20 protein-coding genes and 1 tRNA gene are annotated in these 20025 nt (G+C 70.9%); 11 read left to right on the forward strand and 10 right to left on the reverse strand.

Annotated elements, in window-relative coordinates:
• Nucleotides 1–99: 99 nt before the first annotated feature.
• A complete protein-coding gene (locus ACIBJB_RS42690; protein WP_398939448.1) occupies nucleotides 100–372 on the forward strand; it encodes a hypothetical protein in 273 nt (90 codons plus the stop codon).
• Nucleotides 373–728: 356 nt separating this feature from the next.
• Here the strand turns inward: ACIBJB_RS42690 and ACIBJB_RS42695 are convergent, their stop codons facing one another.
• Both ACIBJB_RS42695 and ACIBJB_RS42700 read right to left on the reverse strand, forming a co-directional pair.
• Nucleotides 729–1340 carry an RDD family protein gene (locus ACIBJB_RS42695; protein WP_398939450.1) on the reverse strand — a complete coding sequence of 204 codons (612 nt, stop codon included), beginning with the start codon at nucleotides 1338–1340 and terminating at the stop codon, nucleotides 729–731.
• 89 nt (nucleotides 1341–1429) lie between these two features.
• Nucleotides 1430–3202: an RDD family protein gene (locus tag ACIBJB_RS42700; RefSeq protein ID WP_398939451.1), complete on the reverse strand. Its 1773-nt coding sequence runs from the start codon at nucleotides 3200–3202 to the stop codon at nucleotides 1430–1432.
• Nucleotides 3203–3513: 311 nt separating this feature from the next.
• On the opposite strand from ACIBJB_RS42700, the gene ACIBJB_RS42705 reads away from it, so the two are divergent.
• Nucleotides 3514–3993, forward strand: coding sequence for an SsgA family sporulation/cell division regulator (locus ACIBJB_RS42705; protein ID WP_398939453.1), 480 nt, complete (start codon nucleotides 3514–3516; stop codon nucleotides 3991–3993).
• Nucleotides 3994–4076: 83 nt separating this feature from the next.
• Here ACIBJB_RS42705 and ACIBJB_RS42710 read toward each other — a convergent pair whose 3' ends face one another.
• Nucleotides 4077–5483, reverse strand: coding sequence for an FAD-binding oxidoreductase (locus tag ACIBJB_RS42710; protein ID WP_398939455.1), 1407 nt, complete (start codon nucleotides 5481–5483; stop codon nucleotides 4077–4079).
• A 92-nt stretch (nucleotides 5484–5575) separates the two neighbouring features.
• Between ACIBJB_RS42710 and ACIBJB_RS42715 the strand changes: the two genes are divergently transcribed.
• Entirely contained in the window at nucleotides 5576–6988 is a 1413-nt protein-coding gene (locus ACIBJB_RS42715) for a tetratricopeptide repeat protein (RefSeq protein WP_398939456.1), read from the forward strand.
• Here ACIBJB_RS42715 and hppD read toward each other — a convergent pair.
• Nucleotides 6985–8130, reverse strand: a complete 1146-nt coding sequence (gene hppD / locus ACIBJB_RS42720) for a 4-hydroxyphenylpyruvate dioxygenase (RefSeq protein WP_398939457.1) — start codon at nucleotides 8128–8130, stop codon at nucleotides 6985–6987. The genes ACIBJB_RS42715 and hppD overlap by 4 nt on opposite strands.
• Nucleotides 8131–8256: 126 nt before the next feature.
• Between hppD and ACIBJB_RS42725 the strand changes: the two genes are divergently transcribed.
• The 7 genes from ACIBJB_RS42725 to ACIBJB_RS42755 all read left to right on the forward strand — a co-directional run bounded on the left by ACIBJB_RS42725 (nucleotide 8257) and on the right by ACIBJB_RS42755 (nucleotide 13370).
• Nucleotides 8257–8736, forward strand: coding sequence for an Lrp/AsnC family transcriptional regulator (locus ACIBJB_RS42725; protein WP_057610843.1), 480 nt, complete (start codon nucleotides 8257–8259; stop codon nucleotides 8734–8736).
• Between the two features lie 22 nt (nucleotides 8737–8758).
• Complete coding sequence (locus tag ACIBJB_RS42730) at nucleotides 8759–9406, forward strand: ABC transporter permease (protein WP_398939459.1); 648 nt, start codon at nucleotides 8759–8761, stop codon at nucleotides 9404–9406.
• Nucleotides 9399–10622 carry a betaine/proline/choline family ABC transporter ATP-binding protein gene (locus tag ACIBJB_RS42735; RefSeq protein WP_398939462.1) on the forward strand — a complete coding sequence of 408 codons (1224 nt, stop codon included), beginning with the start codon at nucleotides 9399–9401 and terminating at the stop codon, nucleotides 10620–10622. Before ACIBJB_RS42730 ends, ACIBJB_RS42735 begins: the two co-directional genes overlap by 8 nt.
• Nucleotides 10623–10648: 26 nt before the next feature.
• Nucleotides 10649–11473, forward strand: coding sequence for an ABC transporter permease (locus tag ACIBJB_RS42740; protein ID WP_398939483.1), 825 nt, complete (start codon nucleotides 10649–10651; stop codon nucleotides 11471–11473).
• Nucleotides 11470–12495 carry a glycine betaine ABC transporter substrate-binding protein gene (locus tag ACIBJB_RS42745; protein ID WP_398939464.1) on the forward strand — a complete coding sequence of 342 codons (1026 nt, stop codon included), beginning with the start codon at nucleotides 11470–11472 and terminating at the stop codon, nucleotides 12493–12495. The genes ACIBJB_RS42740 and ACIBJB_RS42745 overlap by 4 nt, the downstream gene beginning before the upstream one ends.
• A gap of 105 nt (nucleotides 12496–12600) precedes the next feature.
• The gene (locus tag ACIBJB_RS42750; protein ID WP_398939465.1) at nucleotides 12601–13176 is read left to right on the forward strand and encodes an ArsR/SmtB family transcription factor; all 576 of its coding nucleotides are present in this window, start codon (nucleotides 12601–12603) and stop codon (nucleotides 13174–13176) included.
• 11 nt (nucleotides 13177–13187) lie between these two features.
• Nucleotides 13188–13370, forward strand: coding sequence for a hypothetical protein (locus ACIBJB_RS42755; RefSeq protein ID WP_328782394.1), 183 nt, complete (start codon nucleotides 13188–13190; stop codon nucleotides 13368–13370).
• Here ACIBJB_RS42755 and ACIBJB_RS42760 read toward each other — a convergent pair.
• The 6 genes from ACIBJB_RS42760 to ACIBJB_RS42785 all read right to left on the reverse strand — a co-directional run bounded on the left by ACIBJB_RS42760 (nucleotide 13367) and on the right by ACIBJB_RS42785 (nucleotide 19364).
• Complete coding sequence (locus ACIBJB_RS42760) at nucleotides 13367–14158, reverse strand: S16 family serine protease (protein WP_398939467.1); 792 nt, start codon at nucleotides 14156–14158, stop codon at nucleotides 13367–13369. The genes ACIBJB_RS42755 and ACIBJB_RS42760 overlap by 4 nt on opposite strands.
• A gap of 207 nt (nucleotides 14159–14365) precedes the next feature.
• Nucleotides 14366–15007, reverse strand: coding sequence for an IclR family transcriptional regulator (locus ACIBJB_RS42765; RefSeq protein ID WP_398939469.1), 642 nt, complete (start codon nucleotides 15005–15007; stop codon nucleotides 14366–14368).
• Nucleotides 15008–15366: 359 nt separating this feature from the next.
• The gene (locus ACIBJB_RS42770; protein WP_328638932.1) at nucleotides 15367–17157 is read right to left on the reverse strand and encodes a DEAD/DEAH box helicase; all 1791 of its coding nucleotides are present in this window, start codon (nucleotides 17155–17157) and stop codon (nucleotides 15367–15369) included.
• Between the two features lie 131 nt (nucleotides 17158–17288).
• Nucleotides 17289–17672, reverse strand: coding sequence for a type II toxin-antitoxin system death-on-curing family toxin (locus tag ACIBJB_RS42775; protein ID WP_398939472.1), 384 nt, complete (start codon nucleotides 17670–17672; stop codon nucleotides 17289–17291).
• Nucleotides 17669–17869 (reverse strand): ribbon-helix-helix protein, CopG family, encoded by a 201-nt coding sequence (locus tag ACIBJB_RS42780; RefSeq protein ID WP_037710693.1) that lies wholly within the window; start codon nucleotides 17867–17869, stop codon nucleotides 17669–17671. The genes ACIBJB_RS42775 and ACIBJB_RS42780 overlap by 4 nt, the downstream gene beginning before the upstream one ends.
• 40 nt (nucleotides 17870–17909) lie before the next feature.
• Nucleotides 17910–19364 (reverse strand): MFS transporter, encoded by a 1455-nt coding sequence (locus tag ACIBJB_RS42785; protein ID WP_398939475.1) that lies wholly within the window; start codon nucleotides 19362–19364, stop codon nucleotides 17910–17912.
• Nucleotides 19365–19578: 214 nt separating this feature from the next.
• Here ACIBJB_RS42785 and ACIBJB_RS42790 point away from each other — a divergent pair.
• Nucleotides 19579–19650, forward strand: a tRNA-Cys gene (locus ACIBJB_RS42790).
• Nucleotides 19651–20025: the final 375 nt, after the last annotated feature.

Below are 20025 nucleotides of genomic sequence, written 5' to 3' on the forward strand. Positions count from 1 at the left end.
CACACAGGCGATTAGAGTCGATTGGCGGAACGCCCGGGTGTCGGCGGAAAGCCAGGCCGACGCCCCCCGTGGACCCCCAATTCCGAGGACACGATTGACATGCCGCGTCCGACCGCCGCACAGATCACCTACGGTTCGATCACCGTCATCTTCTCGACGCTCGCCATGCTGCTGCTGTCACAGACGAGTTCGGCCGTGGGGACCGCGGTCATCGCCGTCTCGGCGCTCGCCCTCGGTCTACTGGTCGCCATGACGGTGCCACAGCCCAAGCCCCGCGTCGTCGCGGTGAGCCGGCCCGCGGAGCGCTCGGCCGAGCACCCAGCGGAAGAGCCCGTGCCCGCCGTGGCCACGGGCTCCAAGACCGCGGCCTGAACACCGGGTTCGCCGAGCCGGGGGCGCCGGGTCGTCCCGGGGTTCGCCGGGGCTGAGCCGGGGCGCTCCTCCCGTTCGCCGGGTCGTCCCCGGGTTCGCCGGGGTGAGCCGCGGCGCCCGTCGCGGTCGTCGGGGCGCCGACGGCTCGGCGGTCCGGGGCCGTGCCAGTTCCGGAGACGCGGCTCAGGCTCCGCGGTCACGGTCCCGGTACGGGTGCGCGCCTGGTCGTCACCGGGCTGGTCGGGGCGCGCCCGTCCTGTTCGCCGACGGTCGGCGGCCGTTCGGCGGTCCAGGCCCGTCACGGTCCCGGCCGCTCGGCCCGCGTGCTTCCGGGGTGACGTCCGGGGCCGCACGGGTCAGGTGGTGTTGACCACCACCGTCTTCGCCGCCTTGTCGTGCAGGCCCTGCTTGTAGGGCTTGTCGAAGTAGCTCCAGCCGCCCGAGATGGCCGTCCAGATGCAGGCGCAGCAGAACGCGAACGGGATCCACAGCACCGCCGAGCGGATCAGGGTGGTCTGCGTGGAGGGCGTGGAGCCGTTCTCGAGGTTCGCCACCCGCATGCCGAGCCACTTCTTGCCGAGCGTCTGCCCGGACCGGGAGATCATGACGGTGTCGTAGGCGATGTAGAGCACCGCGGCGAGCGCCGACTGGGCGAGCGACTTGCCGTACTGCATGTCGTCGCTGTCGACGTTGTACTCGCTGACCCCGACGCCCAGGGTGATCAGCCAGACGACGACGCCCACCATGATCATGTCGATGATCCGGGCGAGCGTGCGCCGGCCGCTGGGTGCCAGTGGGGGCATGCCGGCCAGCGGGTCGGCGGGGCCGCCGCCGTACGGGTCACCGCCGCTGTAGGGCGGCGGCGTGCTGTACGGCGATCCCGAGCCCTCGGCAGGCGGGGGCTGCTTCCTGAACGGGTCGTCATCCGGCGGCTGCTGTCCGGAGCCGGGGGGCGGTTCACTGCTCATGGCCCGAGTGGACCGCGAACCCCCCGGCTCCGCATCCGGCGGACGGCCGTCCGGAGTACCGAATCCTGTACGCCGTTCGCGGGACCGGCTCAGCCCGCCACGAACGTATGCGCCGCCTTGTCGTGCCAGCACTGGCGCCACGGCCGGTCGAACAGGCACCACGCGACACCCACGAGGCCGATACCGAGCAGGCCGGGCACGCTGTAGACCAGCCAGCGGCGCAGGGCGCCGGCGAAGGACGGGGGCTCGTGACCCTCGATGTCCCGCACCTCCAGGCCGAGCAGCTTCTTGCCGAGGGTGCGGCCCCACTTGGCGGTGGGCAGCGCCTCGTACAGGGCACCGGCGACGAGGAGCACGGCGACCACGATGCCGAGGTACACCGACGTGGTGCCGTCCAGCAGCCAGACCGTCACGGTCTCGCCGGACAGCTTGGCCGCGTCGACCTTCTCGTCGATGTGGTCGGCCGCCTTGGTGCCGAGCGGAACGGCGGCCACGGCGGTCACGGCACCGACGACGAGGGTGTCGACGAGGCGTGCGGCCAGGCGCTTACCGAGACCGGCGGGCCTGGCGGAGGCCTGGCGGCGGGCGGCCGCCTGGAAGATGTCCTCGACCGGCGGCTTCCAGGGGGCGGGCTGCTCCTCGTCGGGTCCGGCCAGGCGGTGCACCTGCTGTGCCCAGGAGGGCTGACCGCCACCGGGGCCCGGGCTCATGGGCGTGGCAGGGGGTTGGGCACCGGGGGGCTGGACTCCGGCGGCCTGTTGAGGGCCGTTCTGCTGGGGGACGCCTTGCTGGGGCACGCCCGGAGGGGCCGTCTGCGGGCCGGAGGCGGGGGTGGACTGCTGGGGGCCGGAGAGGGGGGCGGCAGCGGCGGAGGCGGGCCCCTGGGGGCCTGGGGCACCGGTCGCCGCGGCGCGCTCGGCGGCGGCCTTGCCGGCACCGAAGCCGGGGCCCTGAGGGCCGGTGGGGGCGACCGCGCCGCCTTCTGCGGCGGGCTGGGCGCCCGCGGCGCCGGTCGGGCCCGAGTACGCGGGCCCCGGTGTGCTTCCGTTCTGCGCCCCGGGCCCCCCGCCCTGCTGCGCCGTGCGCGGGGAGAGCGCGCGGAACTTCATGGTCCCGTCGTCGGACTGCTCGGCGGCTCCCGCTCCCCCGGACCCGGCCGTGGGCCGACGGAAGACCCGCGTGCCGCCGTCCTCGTCCGGCTCGGCGGGCGGGATCGTCGCGGTGCCGTCGGTACGGGCGGCGTGTCCGTCCGGCCGGCTCGGGGAGGCATCGTCGGCGGGCCCGTTCGGCCGGCCCGGGGAGGCACCGTCGGCGGGCCGGCCCGCACCGGCAACCCTCGGGTCGGCGCCCCGCGGACCACCCTGCTGCGGTACGCCGTGCTGCGCACCCTGGGCCCCGCCTGCCCCGCCTTGCTGAGCTCCTCCCTGCTGAGCCCCGCCCTGCTGAGCCCCTCCTTGCTGAGGAACCCCCTGAGGCGTCCCCTGCTGAGCCTGCGCAGCCCCCTGCGGGGACCCCCACGACACCCGGCGGTCCTGGTCGCCGCCGAAGCCCCCCTGGTGGGTCCGGTCGGCGCCCCACGCGGACGCGGGTTCGGGGCGGCTGCCGTGCTGGGCGTCGGGGTGCGGGGCTTCCTCGGCCGGGTCCTCGTCGAAGAAGTGCGGGCCCGTCTCCTCCACCGGAGCCGAGGCGGAGCCGCCGCCTGCCGGTGGCGCGAGCGGTTCGCCGGCCGCGGGGGCGGGACGGCTGGTGCCCGGTACCCAGGAGGAACCGTTCCAGTAACGGACATATCCAGGAATGGACGGGTCCGGGTAATAGCCCTCGCGGGGCCTGTCGTCACCGGGTGCCGGGGTTGGGGCGCTCATGTCCGTCGTCCCGTATCTGCTCGGGGGTCAATAGAGGGGGCTACACATCTATCAGACCGGCGCAAGACCCACCGCCAGTCCCACCGGACCCACCCCTTTTGAGCACGACCTGACACCGGCCGTGATACCGGCCGTGATACCGGCCTTGGCTACCGGTCGCGCTACCGGCCGTGACGCCGACCACGAAGCCGACCGCGGTACGGCCGGAAAAAAGTTCGCCGAACCCGCGTAATGATCCCGCCCCTTCCGCCTCTCCACTCGTACGGGCCCACCGCAGGACCCGGACGAGAGCCGAGAGAGGAACGAACGCCATGCACCGCACGGTGGTAGAGCGCGAACTGGAACTCAAACTCATCCTGTCGCCCGAGCGCGGCATCCCGGTCCCGGCCCGGCTGGGCTACCGCAGCGACGACCCCTTCGCCGTCCACGTCACCTTCCACATCGGTTCGGACCACCCCGTCCACTGGACCTTCGCCCGCGAACTCCTCGTGGAGGGGGTGTTCCGCCCGTGCGGGCACGGGGACGTGCGGGTGTGGCCGACGAAGGTCGCGGGCCGCGGCGTCGTCCTGATGGCGCTGAGCTCCCCGGCCGGCGACGCCCTTCTGGAGGCCCCGGCCGCGCAGGTCTCGTCCTGGCTGGAGCGCACGCTGAGGGTGGTCCCCCCGGGCTCCGAGGGGGAGCAGCTCGGTATCGACGACGGCCTCGCCGAACTGCTGGCCCCGACCCCGGCCGACGACCTCTGGCTGGGCGACCCCTGGCCAGGCGACACGTCGGCGGACGAAGGGGAGTGAGCGACCGCAACCATCAATTGAGGAACCACAACGGCGACCAGCCAGGTCCGCGAGAGCGGCGGCGGTTCAGCCGCAAAGAACAGTCAGAACAGCTTGCCCGGGTTCAGGATCCCCAGCGGGTCGAAGACCCCCTTCACCGCCCGCTGCATCTCCACCCCCACCGGGCCGATCTCCCGCGCCAGCCACTCCTTCTTCAGTACGCCCACGCCGTGCTCCCCGGTGATCGTGCCGCCGAGCTCCAGGCCGAGGGCCATGATCTCGTCGAAGGACTCGCGGGCGCGCCGGGACTCGTCGGGGTCGGCCGCGTCGAAGCACACGGTGGGGTGGGTGTTGCCGTCGCCCGCGTGGGCGACGACACCGATGGTGAGCTGGTGTTTCTCAGCGATCCGCTCGGTCCCTTCGAGCAGCTCGCCGAGCCGGGAGCGGGGCACGCACACGTCGTCGATCATCGTGGTGCCCTTGACGGCTTCGAGGGCGGTGAGGGAGAGCCTGCGGGCCTGGAGCAGCAGCTCCGACTCGGCCGCGTCCTCCGCCGGGACGACCTGCGAGGCGCCGGCCGCCTCGCACAGCGCGCCGACCGCCGCGAGGTCGGCCGCCGGGTCCGTGGTGTCGAAGGCCGCGAGGAGGAGGGCCTCGGTGGTCTCCGGGAGTCCCATGTGCGCCAGGTCGTTGACGGCCTTGACGGTCGTACGGTCCATCAGTTCGAGGAGGGACGGCACGTGCCCGCCCTCCATGATCCGGCACACCGCGTCGCAGGCGGCGGCCCCGGAGGCGAACTCGGCGGCCAGCACCAGCTGCTCGGGCGGCTTCGGCCTGAGCGCGAGGGTCGCCCGCACGACGATGCCGAGCGAGCCCTCGGAGCCGACGAAGAGGCGGGTCATGTCGTATCCGGCGACCCCCTTGGCGGTACGGCGGCCCGTGGACATGAGCCGCCCGTCGGCGAGGACGACGTCCAGTCCGAGGACGTACTCCGCCGTCACCCCGTACTTCACACAGCACAGCCCGCCCGACGCGGTGCCGATGTTGCCGCCGATCGTGCACATCTCCCAGCTGGAGGGGTCCGGCGGGTAGTAGAGGCCGAGTTCGTTCACCGCGCGGGAGAGGGTCGCGTTGACGACGCCGGGTTCGACGACGGCGATGCGGTCGACCCCGTTGATCTCCAGGATCCGGTCCATCTTGGTCAGGGACAGCACGATGCAACCGTCGGAGGCGTTGGCCGCGCCCGACAGGCCCGTGCGGGCGCCCTGGGGGACGACCGGGACGCGCAGTTCGGTGGCGATCCGCATGACGTGCTGGACCTGCTCGACCGTGCGCGGCAGGACCACGACGGCGGGGGTGCCGGCCGGGCAGAAGCTCGCCATGTCGTTGGCGTAGGAGACCGTGACGTCCGGGTCGGCGAGGACGGCCTCGGCGGGCAGACCGCTCAGCAGACGGTCGACGAGGTTGCCGGTGACCTCGTCGCGGGGGGCTTCGATACGGCTCATGATCACAGCGTCGCACCGGGGGCCATCGGTGTGAACCCCACCAGCGCCGACTGCCGAGCGCCGGGGTGTGGTCGCCGTATGGACGCACAGTGAGCGCCATGGAGAACCAAGCCACGGAGAACCGCCGGGCCCGGCTGCACGGGCGTGTGGTGGCGGCCGCGGTCGCGGGCTGCGCGGTGCTCGGTACGGCGCTGATGCTGCTGCCCCCGGAGCGGACGGCGACCCGCTCTCCCGCCCCGGCCCCGGGTGCCCAGGCGCTGTCGGCGGTCGCCGCCGGGGTGCCGGCCGCGCTGCCCGACCTGGCGGCGCTGATCGGTGCGCGGGAGAGCCACTTGCGCCGGCATCCCGAGGACGCCGAGTCGTGGGCCGTGCTCGGGACGGCGTACGTCGAGCAGGCGCGGCGGACGGCCGACCCGGCGTTCTACGCGAAGGCCGACGACACGCTGCGGACGTCCCTGCAGGTACGCAGGAACGCGGCGGCCCTCGATGGTCTGGCCGCCCTCGCGAACGCGCGCCGGGACTTCCGGACCGCGCTGACCTGGGGTGAGGCGGCGCGGAACCTGGAGCCGAAGCGGTGGACGACGTATCCGGCGCTGATCGACGCGTACACGGGGCTCGGGGACTACAAGGCGGCTCATGGGGCGCTGGAGCGGCTGATGGAGCTGCGGTCGGGGCCCGCGGTGCGGGCGCGGGCGGCGGCCGTGTACCGGGACCGGGGCTGGCGCGAGGACGCGGCCGCCCAGCTGGCCGACGCGGCGGCGGAGGCGCGGGCGCCGGCCGAGCGGGCCGAGTATCTGGAGCGGGCCGGGCAGCTCGCCTGGGAGCGCGGCGACCGCGAGGACGCGCTGCGGCACTTCCAGGAGACGGTCCGTCTCGACCCCGACCAGCGGGCCGCGCAGGCCGGGCAGGGGCGGGCCCTTGCGGCACTGGGCCGCACGACGGAGGCCCTGAACGCCTACCGGATGGCCCTCGCGAACCAGCCGCTGCCGCAGTACGCCCTGGAACTGGGCGAGTTGTACGAGTCGCTGGGGCTCGCACAGGCGGCCCGGGTGCAGTACGACCTGCTGCTGGCGAGGGTGCGGAGCGCCGAGGCGTCCGGGGCCGACGAGGAGCTGGTTCTCGGGCAGTTCGAGGCGGACCACGGTGACCCGGCTTCCGCCGTACGGCGGCTCAGGGCCGAGTGGCGGCGGCAGCCGGGGATCGCGGTGGCGGACGCGCTGGGGTGGGCGCTGCACCGGGCGGGCCAGGACCGGGAAGCCCTGGGGTACGCCCGGATCGCGACGGACAGGGCACACGGGGGCGGGGTGCGCAGCGCGCTGTACGCGTATCACCTGGGCATGATCGAGCGGGAGCTGGAGCAGCCCGCCTCCGCGCGCCGGCATCTGCAGGAGGCCCTGCGGATCAACCCCTACTTCTCGCCCTCGCGGGTGCGCGCGGCGCGGGAGGCGTTGGCGGCGCTGGGAGACGTGCCGGACCAGGGACTACCGGCGACGGACCCGAGCAGGGGCTAGAGGTTGCCCCGCTTCTCCTGCTCTCGTTCGATGGCCTCGAACAGGGCCTTGAAGTTGCCCTTTCCGAAGCCCATCGAGCCGTGCCGCTCGATGAGTTCGAAGAACACGGTCGGCTTGTCCTGGACCGGCTTGGTGAAGATCTGCAGCAGATAGCCGTCCTCGTCGCGGTCGGCGAGGATCTTCAGCTCGCGCAGGGTCTCGACGGGGACGCGGGTGTCGCCGACCCACTCGCCGAGGGTGTCGTAGTAGGAGTCGGGGGTGTCGAGGAACTGGACTCCCGCCGCCCGCATGGTCCTCACGGTCTGCACGATGTCGTTGGTGTTCAGCGCGATGTGCTGGACGCCCGCGCCGCCGTAGAACTCCAGGTACTCGTCGATCTGGGACTTCTTCTTGGCGAGGGCGGGCTCGTTGATCGGGAACTTCACCTTGAGCGTGCCGTCGGCCACGACCTTCGACATCAGCGCGCTGTACTCGGTGGCGATGTCGTCGCCCACGAACTCCTTCATGTTCGTGAAGCCCATGACCTTGTTGTAGAAGCCGACCCACTCGTTCATCCGGCCGAGCTCGACGTTGCCGACGCAGTGGTCGACGGCCTGGAAGGTGCGGTGGGCGGGAGGTTCGACGATCGGGGCGGCCGCGGTGTAGCCCGGGAGGTAGGGGCCGTCGTAGCCGGTGCGCTCGACCAGGGTGTGGCGGGTCTCGCCGTAGGTGGCGATCGCGGCGAGGACGACCGTGCCGTGCTCGTCCTTCAGCTCGTACGGCTCGGCGACCGAGCGGGCGCCGTGCTCGAGGGCGTAGGTGTAGGCGCGGCGGGCGTCCGGGACCTCGATGGCGAGGTCGATCACGCCGTCGCCGTGCTCGGCCACGTGCTGGGCGAGGAAGTGGCCCCAGGGGGTGGCGGGCTTGACGACCGAGGTGAACACGAAGCGGGCGGAGCCGTTCTCCAGCACATAGCTCGCGGTCTCGCGGCTGCCGTTCTCCGGTCCGGAGTACGCCACGAGCCGCATGCCGAAGGCGGTCGAGTAGTAGTGCGCCGCCTGCTTGGCGTTGCCGACGGCGAAGACGACCGCGTCCATTCCCTTGACCGGGAAGGGATCGGCCTGCCGGGCGGTGTCGGGAGTGTGGTGTGTGGTCTGCGTCATGTCCGAAGCCTGGCTCCGGTCTGCAAGGTGCGCAATAGTTTGCGTATTCACTGGACAATCTGTTCAGCAATACGGCCGCGTCGGCGGCCTTTCTGTACAGGATGACCACTGGTCCGGGAGGCCTGCGTGGGGATCGACGAGCTGGACGGGCGGATCATCGTGCTCCTCGCGCGCGAGCCGCGGATCGGGGTGCTTGAGATGTCCCGGCGGCTGGGGGTGGCCCGGGGGACCGTGCAGGCGCGGCTGGACCGGCTTCAGTCGAACGGAGTCATCCGGGGATTCGGTCCGCAGGTCGATCCGGCGGCGCTCGGCTACCCGGTGACCGCGTTCGCCACGCTCCAGATCCGGCAGGGGCAAGGGGCCGACGTGCGGGCGCACTTGGCGACCGTGCCGGAGGTCCTGGAGCTGCACACCACCACCGGCAGCGGGGACATGCTGTGCCGCCTGGTGGCCCGCTCCAACGCCGATCTCCAACGTGTGATCGACCGGGTTGTCGGTTTCGATGGGATCGTCCGGGCCGCCACCGCGATCGTCATGGAGAACCCCGTTCCGCTGCGGATCATCCCGCTGGTGGAGCAGGCGGCGGAGGACTCGGCGAGGACCTGACCGCGACCGTGGGGTGAGCCGTGTGAGCTTCTGGGAGTACCTCGGCAACCGCCACCAGCAGCTGCTCACGGACGCCTACCAACACGCGAGCGTCGTGTTCCAGTGCATGGTCGTGGCGACGGCGATCGGGGTGCTGATCGGGGTCGTGACCTATCGGAGCGAGTGGGGCGGCAACCTCGCCACCACGGCCACCTCGACGATCCTGACCGTCCCCTCGCTCGCCATGATCGGTCTGCTCATCCCGGCCGTGGGCCTGGGCGTACCGCCCACGGTGATCGCCCTGACGCTGTACGGGCTGCTGCCGATCGTGCGCAACGCGATCGTCGGGCTGCGCGGGGTCGATCCCTCGCTGGTGGACGCGGCCAGGGGTATCGGGATGTCCCGGGTGACGCGGCTGGCACGGGTCGAGCTGCCGCTCGCCTGGCCGCCGATCCTGACCGGGATCCGGGTCTCGACCCAGATGCTGATGGGCATCGCCGCGATCGCCGCCTACGCCTCCGGGCCCGGCCTCGGCAACGAGATCTTCCGCGGCATCGCCTCGCTGGGCAGCAAGAACGCGCTCAACCAGGTGCTCGCCGGCACGCTCGGGATCATCGTCCTCGCCCTGCTGTTCGACGCGGCGTACGTCCTCATCGGACGGCTGACCATTCCGAGGGGGATCCGTGGCTGAGACGTCCGGCACCTCGGGTGCGTCCATCGAACTGGAGAACCTGACCAAGAGGTATCCGAGCAATCCGCGGCCCGCCGTCGACAACGTCACCATGGAGATCAAGGCCGGCGAGCTCGTCGTCTTCGTCGGGCCGTCCGGATGCGGCAAGTCGACGACACTCAAGATGATCAACAGGTTGATCGAGCCGACCGGTGGACGCATCCGGATCAACGGTGCGGACGTGACCGGCATTGATCCGGTCAAGCTGCGCCGCAAGGTGGGCTATGCGATCCAGTCGGCCGGTCTCTTCCCGCACATGACGGTCGCGCAGAACATCGCGCTCGTGCCGAAGATGCTCGGCTGGCCGAAGGCACGGATCAGGGACCGGATCGAGGAGCTGCTCGACCTCGTCGGGCTCGACCCCGGGGAGTTCCAGGGCCGCTATCCACGCGGGCTCTCCGGTGGCCAGCAGCAGCGGGTGGGGGTGGCGAGGGCATTGGCGGCGGACCCTCCCGTCCTGCTGATGGACGAGCCGTTCGGTGCGGTCGACCCGATCACCCGCGACCATCTCCAGGACGAGCTGATCAGGCTCCAGCACGAGCTGCACAAGACGATCGTCTTCGTCACCCATGACTTCGACGAGGCGATCAAGCTCGGTGACCGGATCGCCGTCCTGCGCGAACGGTCCCACATCGCCCAGTTCGACACCCCCGAGGCCATCCTGACCAACCCGGCGGACGATTTCGTGTCCGGTTTCGTCGGAGCCGGGGCGGCGCTGAAGCGGCTGAACCTCACCCGCGTACGGGATGTGAAGATCACCGACTATCCGACGGTGACCGTCGACGACCCCGTCCAGGAGATCTTCAACAAGCTCCGGGGCAGCGGTACGAACGAGATCCTGCTGCTCGACAGGCGCGGACGGCCGTACAAGTGGCTCCGGCGCGGCGACATGATGCGCGCCAAGGGATCGCCGGCCCGGGCCGGGACGCTGGTGAGCGACACGGTGACCAGGGACGCGACGCTGCGGGACGCGCTGGAGGCGGTGCTCGTCGACAGCTCGGGGCGGGTCGCGGTGACCGGGCGGCGCGGTGAGTACACGGGGGTCGTCGACATGGAGACGCTCATGGTCTCCGTGCACGAGCTTCTGGAGGCCGACCGGCTGGAGGCCAGGGAGCACCGGCACGCGCTGGAGGAGATGCGGGCCGCCCAGACGCACGCCGAGCAGGAGGGGGCGTGACGAGCCGCGGGCCGGCGACGCCGGAGATCCTTGAACCGGAGGAGATCGTCGCACCGGAGGAGACCGTCGCACCGGAGGAGACCGAGGCCCCTCCCCCGCCGGACCCGCCCATCAAGCGGGTGACCTGGCAGAAGCTGACCTTTCTGCCCGCGTTCCTCATCGCCGTCCTGCTCGCGACCTGGCTGTGGTTCGCGCAGGCCGACCTGGACCCGATCTCCGAGAACGCGCTGTCGAACGGGCAGGTCTCCAAGGCCCTGTGGCAGCAGGTGGAGCTGACGGCGATCTCGACGTTCTTCGTGCTGATCATCGCGATCCCGCTGGGGATCGTGCTGACCCGCAGGGCCTTCCGGAAGGCGAGCCCGGTGGCGATGGCGGTCGCCAACATGGGCCAGGCGACCCCGGCGATCGGCCTGCTGGCCCTGCTGGTGATCTGGCTGGGCACGGGCAGGAAGGCGGCCCTGATCGGTATCGTCGCCTACGCCGTCCTGCCGGTCCTGTCGAACACGATCGCGGGCCTGAAGGCGAACGACCCGACCCTGCTGGAGGCGGCACGGGGCATCGGGATGTCGTCCATGGGGGTGCTGTCACGCGTCGAACTCCCGCTGGCCGTCCCGCTGATCCTCGCGGGCGTCCGCACCGCCCTGGTCCTCAACGTCGGTACGGCGACCCTCGCGACCTTCGGCGGGGGCGGCGGGCTGGGCGTCCTGATCACCACGGGTATCACCAACCAGCGGATGCCGGTACTGATGCTCGGCTCGATCCTCACGGTGACGCTGGCCCTGCTGGTCGACTGGCTGGCCTCCTTGGCCGAACTGGTGCTCAGGCCGCGGGGGTTGGAGGCGGGCAGGTGAGGCGGACCAGCCTGCCGACAGCCGGGACCCTGACCGCTCGGACCCCAGGAGCCGGAGGCGGACACAGGAGACGGACCTGTCTGACGCTGGCCGGGGTCCTGGTGCTGCTGTCCGGCTGCGGGCTGACCAGTGGCTCCCCCATGGTCGACGACGTGAAGCCGGGTTCGATCGGGCGGGGTGAGCCGCTCAGGGGCGCGGATCTGACGGTCACGTCGAAGGAGTTCACCGAGCAGCTGATCCTCGGCGCGATCATGGGGATCGCGTTCCAGGCGGCCGGCGCGGATGTGCTCGACCGCACGGGGATCCAGGGGTCGGTCGGAGCGCGGGAGGCGGTCAAGTCCGGTGACGCGGACGGGATGTACGAGTACACGGGCACCGCGTGGATCACGTACCAGGGCAACGGTGAGCCGATCACCGATCCGCAGGAGCAGTGGGCGGCGGTACGGAAGGCCGACCTGGAGAACGGGCTGACGTGGCTGCCGAAGGCGTCCCTTGACAACACCTATGCCCTCGCCATGAACCGGGCCGGCTTCAGGAAGTACGGCACGAGGACGCTCTCCGACGTGGCCGCGCTGGCGAAGAAGGACTCCGGTGCGGTGACGCTGTGCGTGGAGGGCGAGTTCGCCAACCGCGCGGACGGACTGCCGGGCCTGGAGAAGGCGTACGGGATGAGCGTCCCGGCGAAAAACATCACCCAGATGGACACCGGGATCATCTACACCCAGGTGGCGAAGGGCAGTTGCCGGTACGGGGAGGTCTTCACCACCGACGGGCGCATCACCTCCATGAACCTGGTGGTGATGAGGGACGACCGGACGTTCTTCCCCCACTACAACGCGGCTCCCGTGATCAACTCCAAGGCCCTGAAGAGGTGGCCGGCCATCGCGGAGGTCCTGGACCCGGTCACGGAGAGGCTGGACAACGCGGTGGCGCGGGAGTTGAACGCGAAGGTGGATGTCGCCGGGGAGGATCCGCATCAGGTGGCGCTGGACTGGATGAAGGCGCAGGGGTTCGTGAAGTAGCAGGGGTTCGTGATGTACGGGTGCCGGCCGTCGCCGGGACGCGTTACGTGACCAGTTACAAAGAACCCGTTGCAAAGGACTCTTTGCAGCACTATCTTTGGACGCATGCCGGAAGAGCCCAACGTACGGAAACTCGACGCCCGTTCACTGCGCGGGCTGGCGCATCCCCTGCGGATGGAACTGCTCAACGCCCTGCGCCGGCGCGGTCCCGCCACCGCGTCGATGCTCGCCGAGCGACTGGGCGAGTCCAGCGGAGCCACCAGCTACCACCTGCGACAGCTCGCCGAGTACGGCTTCATCGCGGATGCCCCGGAGCACGGCAAGGGGCGCGAGCGGTGGTGGAAGGCCGTGGACGAGGGCCTGACCTTCGACACCACCGAGTTCGACGGGGCGGGACCGGAACTGCGCGGGATGGCCGAAATCTTCCTGCACGAAGTGGCCGCCACCCACGCTCGCGAGTTGTCCACCTGGCTCCACACCCGCGAGCGCTGGTCCAAGGACTGGATCCGCTCCACCGACATGAGCGACGCGACGCTCCAGCTCACACCCGAACTGGGCGCCGAGCTCGTCGGCAAGATGCACGCCCTGATCAACGACTACCGCGGCCGGGTCACCGACGAGGACCCCGGCTCGGAGCAAGTACGCATCCACACGCACCTGTTCCCCACCGAGACGGACTGAAGGGCCCCGCCATGCACCCCGAGACCCACCTCGCCCTGCACCACCTCCGCGCCGCCGACCTCCGTGCCGAGGCCGACGCGCACCGCCTCGCCGCCCAGGCCAAGCGGCCGTACGCCATCAGGACCCGGCTCGGCTGGACCCTGGTGGAGGTCGGACTCCGGTTGGCCTCGCCCAGGCCGGCCCTCGCGCACTAGCAGGCGGGGACGGACCCCTTACCCGACTCCAGCGCGGCCAGCGCGCTCACCGCCCCCTTCAGGGACGTCACCGGAATCAGTCGCAGCCCCTTCGGCAGCTCCGCCTTCGCGTCGGAGCACTCCTCCTCGGGGACCAGGAACACCGTCGCCCCGTCCCGCTTCGCGGCCTGCGTCTTCAGTGCCACGCCGCCCACCGCGCCGACCGTCCCGTCCGCGTCGATCGTCCCCGTCCCGGCGATGGTGCGGCCGCCCGTGAGGTCGCCGCCGGCGCCGTCACCGTTCAGCTTGTCGATGATCCCCAGGGTGAACAGCAGCCCGGCGCTGGGCCCGCCCACGTCCGCGAGCTTCAGCGTGACCTTGACCTTGTCGTCTCCGAGCTTGAGGTAGTTCAGCGCCGCCTCGGTCGCCGCGTCCTGGGACTCCTTCATCTGCGCGGTGTTGTGCTTCTCGATCTCCTGGACGCTCTGCCCGCTCGGGTAGACGGCGTCGTGGGGCATGACCGCCCGGTCGGTGCGGAACCAGCTGTCGAAGATGTCACCGAGCGAGACATGGGTGTCGGGCCCGGTCGCCTCGATGGTCGTCATCCGCAGCTGCCCACTCGTCGTACGCGTCTTCGCCCCGGAGATCGTGATCACCTCAGCGCCCTTGTTCTCGCCGAGCACGTTCGCCGTCATCCCGGGCTGCGCCAGCGCGAACGGCAGCGGCGCGAAAAGGGCCGTGGCGACCAGTGCCACAACGGGCAGGGCACAGACGGCGACGGCCTGGGGGCGCGTGAGGCGAGAGAGCACGGGATCAATCTAACGCGGCGGTCACTTCCGGCCACGAGCCGGTCAGCCCCGTACCGCCGGCGCATCCCCGCCGACAGCCGCATGCCGACCTGCGGCGACCGCACCCACCCAGGGGCGCGGGGCTGTATCGATGTGCGGCTACCGCCGCGCGGGCGCGACCAGCCCCCACCGGACCCGGGGTCGACGACGAAAGCCGCACCACACCGCTCAGCTCAGCGCCTCCGCGACCTCCCGTGCCGCGTCCACCACCCGCGGCCCCACCCGCTCCGGCACCGCGTCGGCCAGCATCACGACCCCCACACTGCCCTCGACCCCGGTGACCCCGAGCAAAGGAGCGGCCGCCCCACTGGCCCCCGCCTCCAGCTCGCCGTGCGTCAGCAGGTACCCCGGCTCCCCGAACCCCTGCTGCCGAGCCGCGAGAATCGCCCGCCCCGCGGCCCCACGGTCCAACGGATGCCGGAACCCCGCCCGATACGCCACGTGATAGTCCGTCCACGTGGGCTCCACGACGGCCACGGCCAGGGCGTCGGCTCCGTCCACCAAGGTGAGGTGTGCCGTCGCCCCGATGTCCTCCGCGAGCGAGCGCAGCGCGGGCAGCGCGGCCTCCCGTACCAGCGGATGCACCTGCCGCCCCAGCCGCAGTACGCCCAGCCCCACCCGGGCACGCCCGCCCAGATCACGCCGAACGAGGGCGTGCTGTTCCAGCGTGGCCAGCAACCGGTACACCACGGTCCGGTTCACACCCAGTTTGTTGGAAAGCTCGGTGACGGTGAGCCCGTGGTCCGTGTCGGCCAGGAGCTTGAGGACACGTAGTCCCCGGTCAAGCGTCTGAGAGGTCTCCGCGGTCACGACGCCCACTCCTCCAAGTGGTGAGGTCGGCGGGCCCCTCACGGCAGATGCGTCACCGAGTCCCGTCGGCAACGCGCTTCAGAGGCCGCCGAACGGACGGCGGCCCGGTCTGTTTCCGGACCGCGTCGCTTCACGGCTGCGCTCCGCGGCGGCGCTGCCACGGGGCGTGTGCGTAGCGGGACAGTAGCGAAGCGGGTTCGCTCAGCGGAAGCCTCCGTCCAGAATCCGGGCAGTAGCCGGTACGGACCACTCCGTTTGTCCTGATACGTGCGGTCCGGCACGTACGGTCCGACCCATGCGGTCCCACATGCGGTCCGACACGTACGGTCCCTCGCCGCGGCACGACGAGGCGCCCCGCGTCACCGCATCCGGGTGGCCCACTCCTGCACCTTGGCGATCCGCTGCCGCAGCTGCCCGGCCGTGGCCTCAGCGCTCGGCGGCCCACCGCACACCCGGCGCAGCTCGGTGTGGATCACCCCGTGCGGCTTGCCGCTCTGGTGGACGTAGGCACTCACCATCGTGTTGAGCTGCTTGCGCAGCTCCATCATCTCCTTGTGCGAGACGACGGGCCGCCGTTCGGCGGGCAGCTCGAGGAGGTCCGCCTCGGTGTCCGGCTTCTTACGGCTGTGCGCGATCTGCCGGGCCTGCCGCTTCTGGAGCAGCAGCTGCACCTGGTCCGGCTCCAGGAGCCCGGGAATCCCGAGGTAGTCCTGCTCCTCCTCGCTCCCCGGGTGCGCCTGCATGCCGAACTCGGCACCGTCGTAGAGGACGCGGTCGAAGACGGCCTCGGACTCCAGCGCCTCGAAGGCGAACTGCTCCTGCTCGCCGGTGTCCTCGTCCTCCTCCTTGTTCGCCTCCTCCATCTCCTTCTCCGACTCGGCGTAAGGGTCCTCCTCGCCCTCCTTCTTCGGCTTGTCGAGGGCGTGGTCCCGTTCCACCTCCATCTCGTTGGCGAAGGTCAGCAGGTCCGGGACGGTCGGGAGGAAGACGGAGGCGGTCTCACCGCGCCGCCGGGACCGTACGAAACGGCCGACGGCCTGGGCGAAGAAGAGCGGCGTGGAGATGGTGGTGGCGTAGACGCCCACGGCGAGGCGGGGCACGTCGACGCCCTCGGACACCATGCGGACGGCGACCATCCACCGGTCGTTGCTCGCACTGAAGTCGTCGATCCGCTTGGACGCGCCGGCGTCGTCGGACAGGACGAGGGTCGCCTTGTTGCCCGTGATCTCGCGGATCAGCTTGGCGTACGCGCGCGCGGAGTCCTGGTCGGAGGCGATGACGAGGGCACCGGCGTCCGGGATGCCCTTCCTGACCTCGGTCAGCCGCTGGTCGGCGGCGCGCAGGACGCTCGGCATCCACTCACCGCGCGGATCCAGGGCCGTACGCCAGGCCTGGCTGATCGCGTCCTTGGTCATGGGTTCGCCGAGCCGGGCGGCGATCTCGTCGCCCGCCTTGGTCCGCCAGCGCATGTTGCCGCTGTAGGAGAGGAAGATGACCGGCCGCACGACATGGTCGGCCAGCGCGTTCCCGTAGCCGTAGGTGTAGTCGGCGGCGGACCGCCGGATGCCGTCGTTGCCCTCCTCGTACGCCACGAAGGGGATCGGGTTGGTGTCGGACCGGAAGGGCGTACCGGTGAGCGCGAGCCGGCGGGTGGCGGGCTCGAAGGCCTCCAGGCACGCCTCGCCCCAGGACTTGGAGTCACCGGCGTGGTGGATCTCGTCGAGGATGACGAGGGTCTTGCGCTGCTCGACCCGGTTGCGGTGCAGCATCGGCCGTACGCCCACGCCCGCATAGGTGACGGCGACGCCGTGGTAGTCCTTGCCGAGCGGCCCGGCGCTGTACTCGGGATCGAGCTTGATCCCTATCCGCGCCGCCGCCTCGGCCCACTGCTTCTTCAGATGCTCGGTCGGCGCGACGACCGTCACCTGCTGCACGACATGGTGGTGCAGGAGCCAGGAGGCGAGGGTGAGGGCGAAGGTCGTCTTGCCCGCGCCGGGGGTCGCGACGGCCAGGAAGTCACGCGGCTGCTCCTGGACGTACTTGTCCAACGCACCTTGCTGCCAGGCACGCAGCTTGCTGGCGGTACCCCAGGGGGCCCGGCCGGGGAAGGCGGGGGAAAGGTGGTGGGAGGAGGCGGCGGTGGTAGTCACGGTCTCCGTCGGGGTCGAGCGGCTCGGCGGTGTCTTCGGCTGTGTATGACGACCGGGTCACCCTACCGGCGACCGGGTGGTGTCAACGCGCGCGCGGGGCCGGGTCGCTCGTGGGTGGGACAGAGGTCACATCACCGCTCGGCCAGCTCTCGCAGCACCTCGGAGATGGCCTTGACCTCGTCCAGGCTGCCGGTCGCCACGGCGATGACCAGTCGCTCGGCCGCGTCGATGTCAGGGCGCAGCTGGACGTCGTTCATCGCCAGGAAGACGACACAGGACACCCAGGCTGTGCGCTTGCTCCCATCGATGAAGGGTCGGTTGATCTCCAGTGAGTGCAACAACGCCGCCGCCTTGTCGAACAGGTCGGGGTACGCCTCCTGCCCGAGCACCGACGCGGAGGGGCGATGCGCGGCCGCCCCCAGCAGACCCGCGTCACGAACAACGACGTCCTGGTCATCGACAACGTGCTGGGCGATGGCCAGGACGTTCTCGGCGGACAGATAGACACATGTCACTTGAGCCGCTCCAGCAGTTCGGCCCACTTGACGGTCTGCTCCTTGGCGGCCTTGCGGACCAGAGCCTCATGCGCAGTCCTGGCCAGGTAGTCGTCCACGGCCCTCAGAAGTATGGCGTGCATGCTGGTGCCCTCCTCCTCGGCGCGCAGCTTCAGTGCTTCGGTCTGGTCGTCACGGAGACGCAGGTTCATGGCCATACCAGAACGGTACCACTGTCTGGTGTCAAAGTGGTACCACTTACGAGTGCGGTGTCCGCAATCGCGTAGTCACCCACGCCCCCACCAACGCCACCCCCGCCATCGGCAGGAACACCACGGCGAACGCGGCCGGATGCGAGCCGGACGCCTCCGTCGCCGTATGGCTCACCGTGCCGCCGCCCAGCGCCGCGAAGGCCGCGCCGCCCGCCGCCAGCAGGACGGCGTTGGAGAGGCCGTCGGAGATCTGGAGGGAGGCGGAGTTGGTGCCGGCCTCCTCGGGGGCGGAGAGATGGAGCAGCAGCACGCTGGTGGAGGAGATCACCAGCCCCATCCCGAAGCAGCCGAAGCCCCAGGCGACGGCGACGGTCCAGACGGGCACGGAGTGGATCAGCACACTCGGCGCGGCGGCGATCGCGGCAGCGACCAGCACCATGCCCCCGGTCATCAGCCGTTCCCGGTACGGCTCCACTCGCGCCCGCGACTGCACCCACGACCCCAGCGCCCACGTAACGCCGCCCGCCGCGAGCGAGAACCCGGCCAGTGTCGGCGACAGCCCCCGCTGGGTGACCAGCATCAACGGCACGAAGGACTCGGCGGCGACGAAGGACCCCGCGGCGACCCCGCGCAGCAGCACGACGGAGGGCAGCCCGCGCGCCGCCCGGTACGTCCCGCGCGGGAGCAGCCCGAGCACGGCCGGCACGAGCAGCGCGACGCCCGCGAGGCCGGGGAGCAGGGAGAGGGGACGCAGATCCTGGGCGGCGTACTGGAGGAGCCCGGCACCGAGGGAGATCCCGAGGGCGAGCCGGATGCGGCGACGGTCGAAGGCGGCGTGTCCGTTGCCGTCGTCGACGGGCCCGGAGGCCCGCCGCCGTATCTGCGGCAGGGCGAGCACCAGCGGAAAGACCACCAGTACCGGAATCCCGACGAACACCCACCGCCACCCGAGGTGCTCGGTCACGGCCCCGGCCGCGAGCGGCCCCACGATCGAGGGCACGACCCAGCCCGCAGCGAACGCCGCCATGATCGCGGGCCGCAGCCGCTCCGGGTAGGCCCGCCCGACGACGACGTACAGCGCCACGATGACCAGCCCGCCCCCGAACCCCTGCACGGCCCGCCCGAGAATGAACTGCCACATCGCGCCGGCCGTCCCGGACAACAGCAGCCCGGCACCGAAGCCGGCGATCCCGGCGGCCAACGCCCCCAGCGGCCCCCGCCGATCCGCCCACTGCCCGGCCAGCACCATCCCGAACAGGCTGGTGGTGAAGTACCCGGAGAACGCGAACGCGTAGAGCGCGACCCCGTCCAACTCCCGCGCGGCCACCGGCATGGCGGTCCCGACAGCGGTGGCCTCGAACGCGATGAGCAGCACGACGGACACGATGCCGATACTCAGCGCCCGGTACGAACGCCCCAGCACCCCCTCCCCCACCTCGTCGACGGACAGGACCTCAGGGTCATCAGTGACACCGGCGTCACGCGGTTCCAGGACTGCCATGCCCGCCAGAGTAAGGTCCACAGCCCCCATTGACCCCTGTCAAAAGCCCACCTGACCCTGAGACCTTGGTCGTACGACCACCACCGGCCAGGGCCCGTTCATGAACGGCGTATGGCAGTCCCGTTGCAGCCCTCACGATCCCCTTGAGCCCTCCCCCGTCCCGCCATACGGTCATTCCACCGAGTTCGGCAGGAGCACCTCGCTCCACCGACCCGGCCGTGTGCCCGAGTGGCTCAGGGACTCGCCTGCAAAGCGAGTTACGCGGGTTCGATTCCCGCCACGGCCTCTGTGGCGTTGACCAGGCAATACGAAGGGGCGGCACCCTTGAGGGGGCGCCGCCCCTTCGTCGTCCGTCTCAGTTGCGCTCCATCTCTTGCGGCTCGATGGATGAGCGCGCTATCGAACGAAAGCGCCGTTCCTGAATGACCGAGTGACGGTGAGTCCTTCGGCTTTCCGCTCCCCACATTCCCCAGTTGGTTCACTCCATGAACCAACTGGGGCTGCGTCTGAGCCTCATGACACAGCGGACAGTCTTTGTTGCCCGACGGGAGCTCAGGCCTTCTGTTTTCATTCGGATCACTCTCACGGGCGTGCGATAGGTTGCCGGCCATGACTGATCTTGGACCTGTCGCCTGGCCACCTGCCCCGATCAGGACCGAGA

Origin of the sequence: Streptomyces sp. NPDC050759 (assembly GCF_044456945.1) — a bacterium.
Classification (GTDB): Bacteria; Actinomycetota; Actinomycetes; order Streptomycetales; family Streptomycetaceae; genus Streptomyces.

Excerpts from the sequence above, each read along its gene's own strand:
- ACIBJB_RS42690 (WP_398939448.1), top strand. The coding sequence starts at position 100 with ATGCCGCGTCCGACCGCCGCACAGATCACCTACGGTTCGATCACCGTC.
- ACIBJB_RS42695 (WP_398939450.1), bottom strand. The coding sequence starts at position 1,340 with ATGAGCAGTGAACCGCCCCCCGGCTCCGGACAGCAGCCGCCGGATGAC.
- ACIBJB_RS42700 (WP_398939451.1), bottom strand. The coding sequence starts at position 3,202 with ATGAGCGCCCCAACCCCGGCACCCGGTGACGACAGGCCCCGCGAGGGC.
- ACIBJB_RS42705 (WP_398939453.1), top strand. The coding sequence starts at position 3,514 with ATGCACCGCACGGTGGTAGAGCGCGAACTGGAACTCAAACTCATCCTG.
- ACIBJB_RS42715 (WP_398939456.1), top strand. The coding sequence starts at position 5,576 with ATGGAGAACCAAGCCACGGAGAACCGCCGGGCCCGGCTGCACGGGCGT.
- hppD (WP_398939457.1), bottom strand. The coding sequence starts at position 8,130 with ATGACGCAGACCACACACCACACTCCCGACACCGCCCGGCAGGCCGAT.
- ACIBJB_RS42750 (WP_398939465.1), top strand. The coding sequence starts at position 12,601 with ATGCCGGAAGAGCCCAACGTACGGAAACTCGACGCCCGTTCACTGCGC.
- ACIBJB_RS42755 (WP_328782394.1), top strand. The coding sequence starts at position 13,188 with ATGCACCCCGAGACCCACCTCGCCCTGCACCACCTCCGCGCCGCCGAC.
- ACIBJB_RS42780 (WP_037710693.1), bottom strand. The coding sequence starts at position 17,869 with ATGGCCATGAACCTGCGTCTCCGTGACGACCAGACCGAAGCACTGAAG.
- ACIBJB_RS42785 (WP_398939475.1), bottom strand. The coding sequence starts at position 19,364 with ATGGCAGTCCTGGAACCGCGTGACGCCGGTGTCACTGATGACCCTGAG.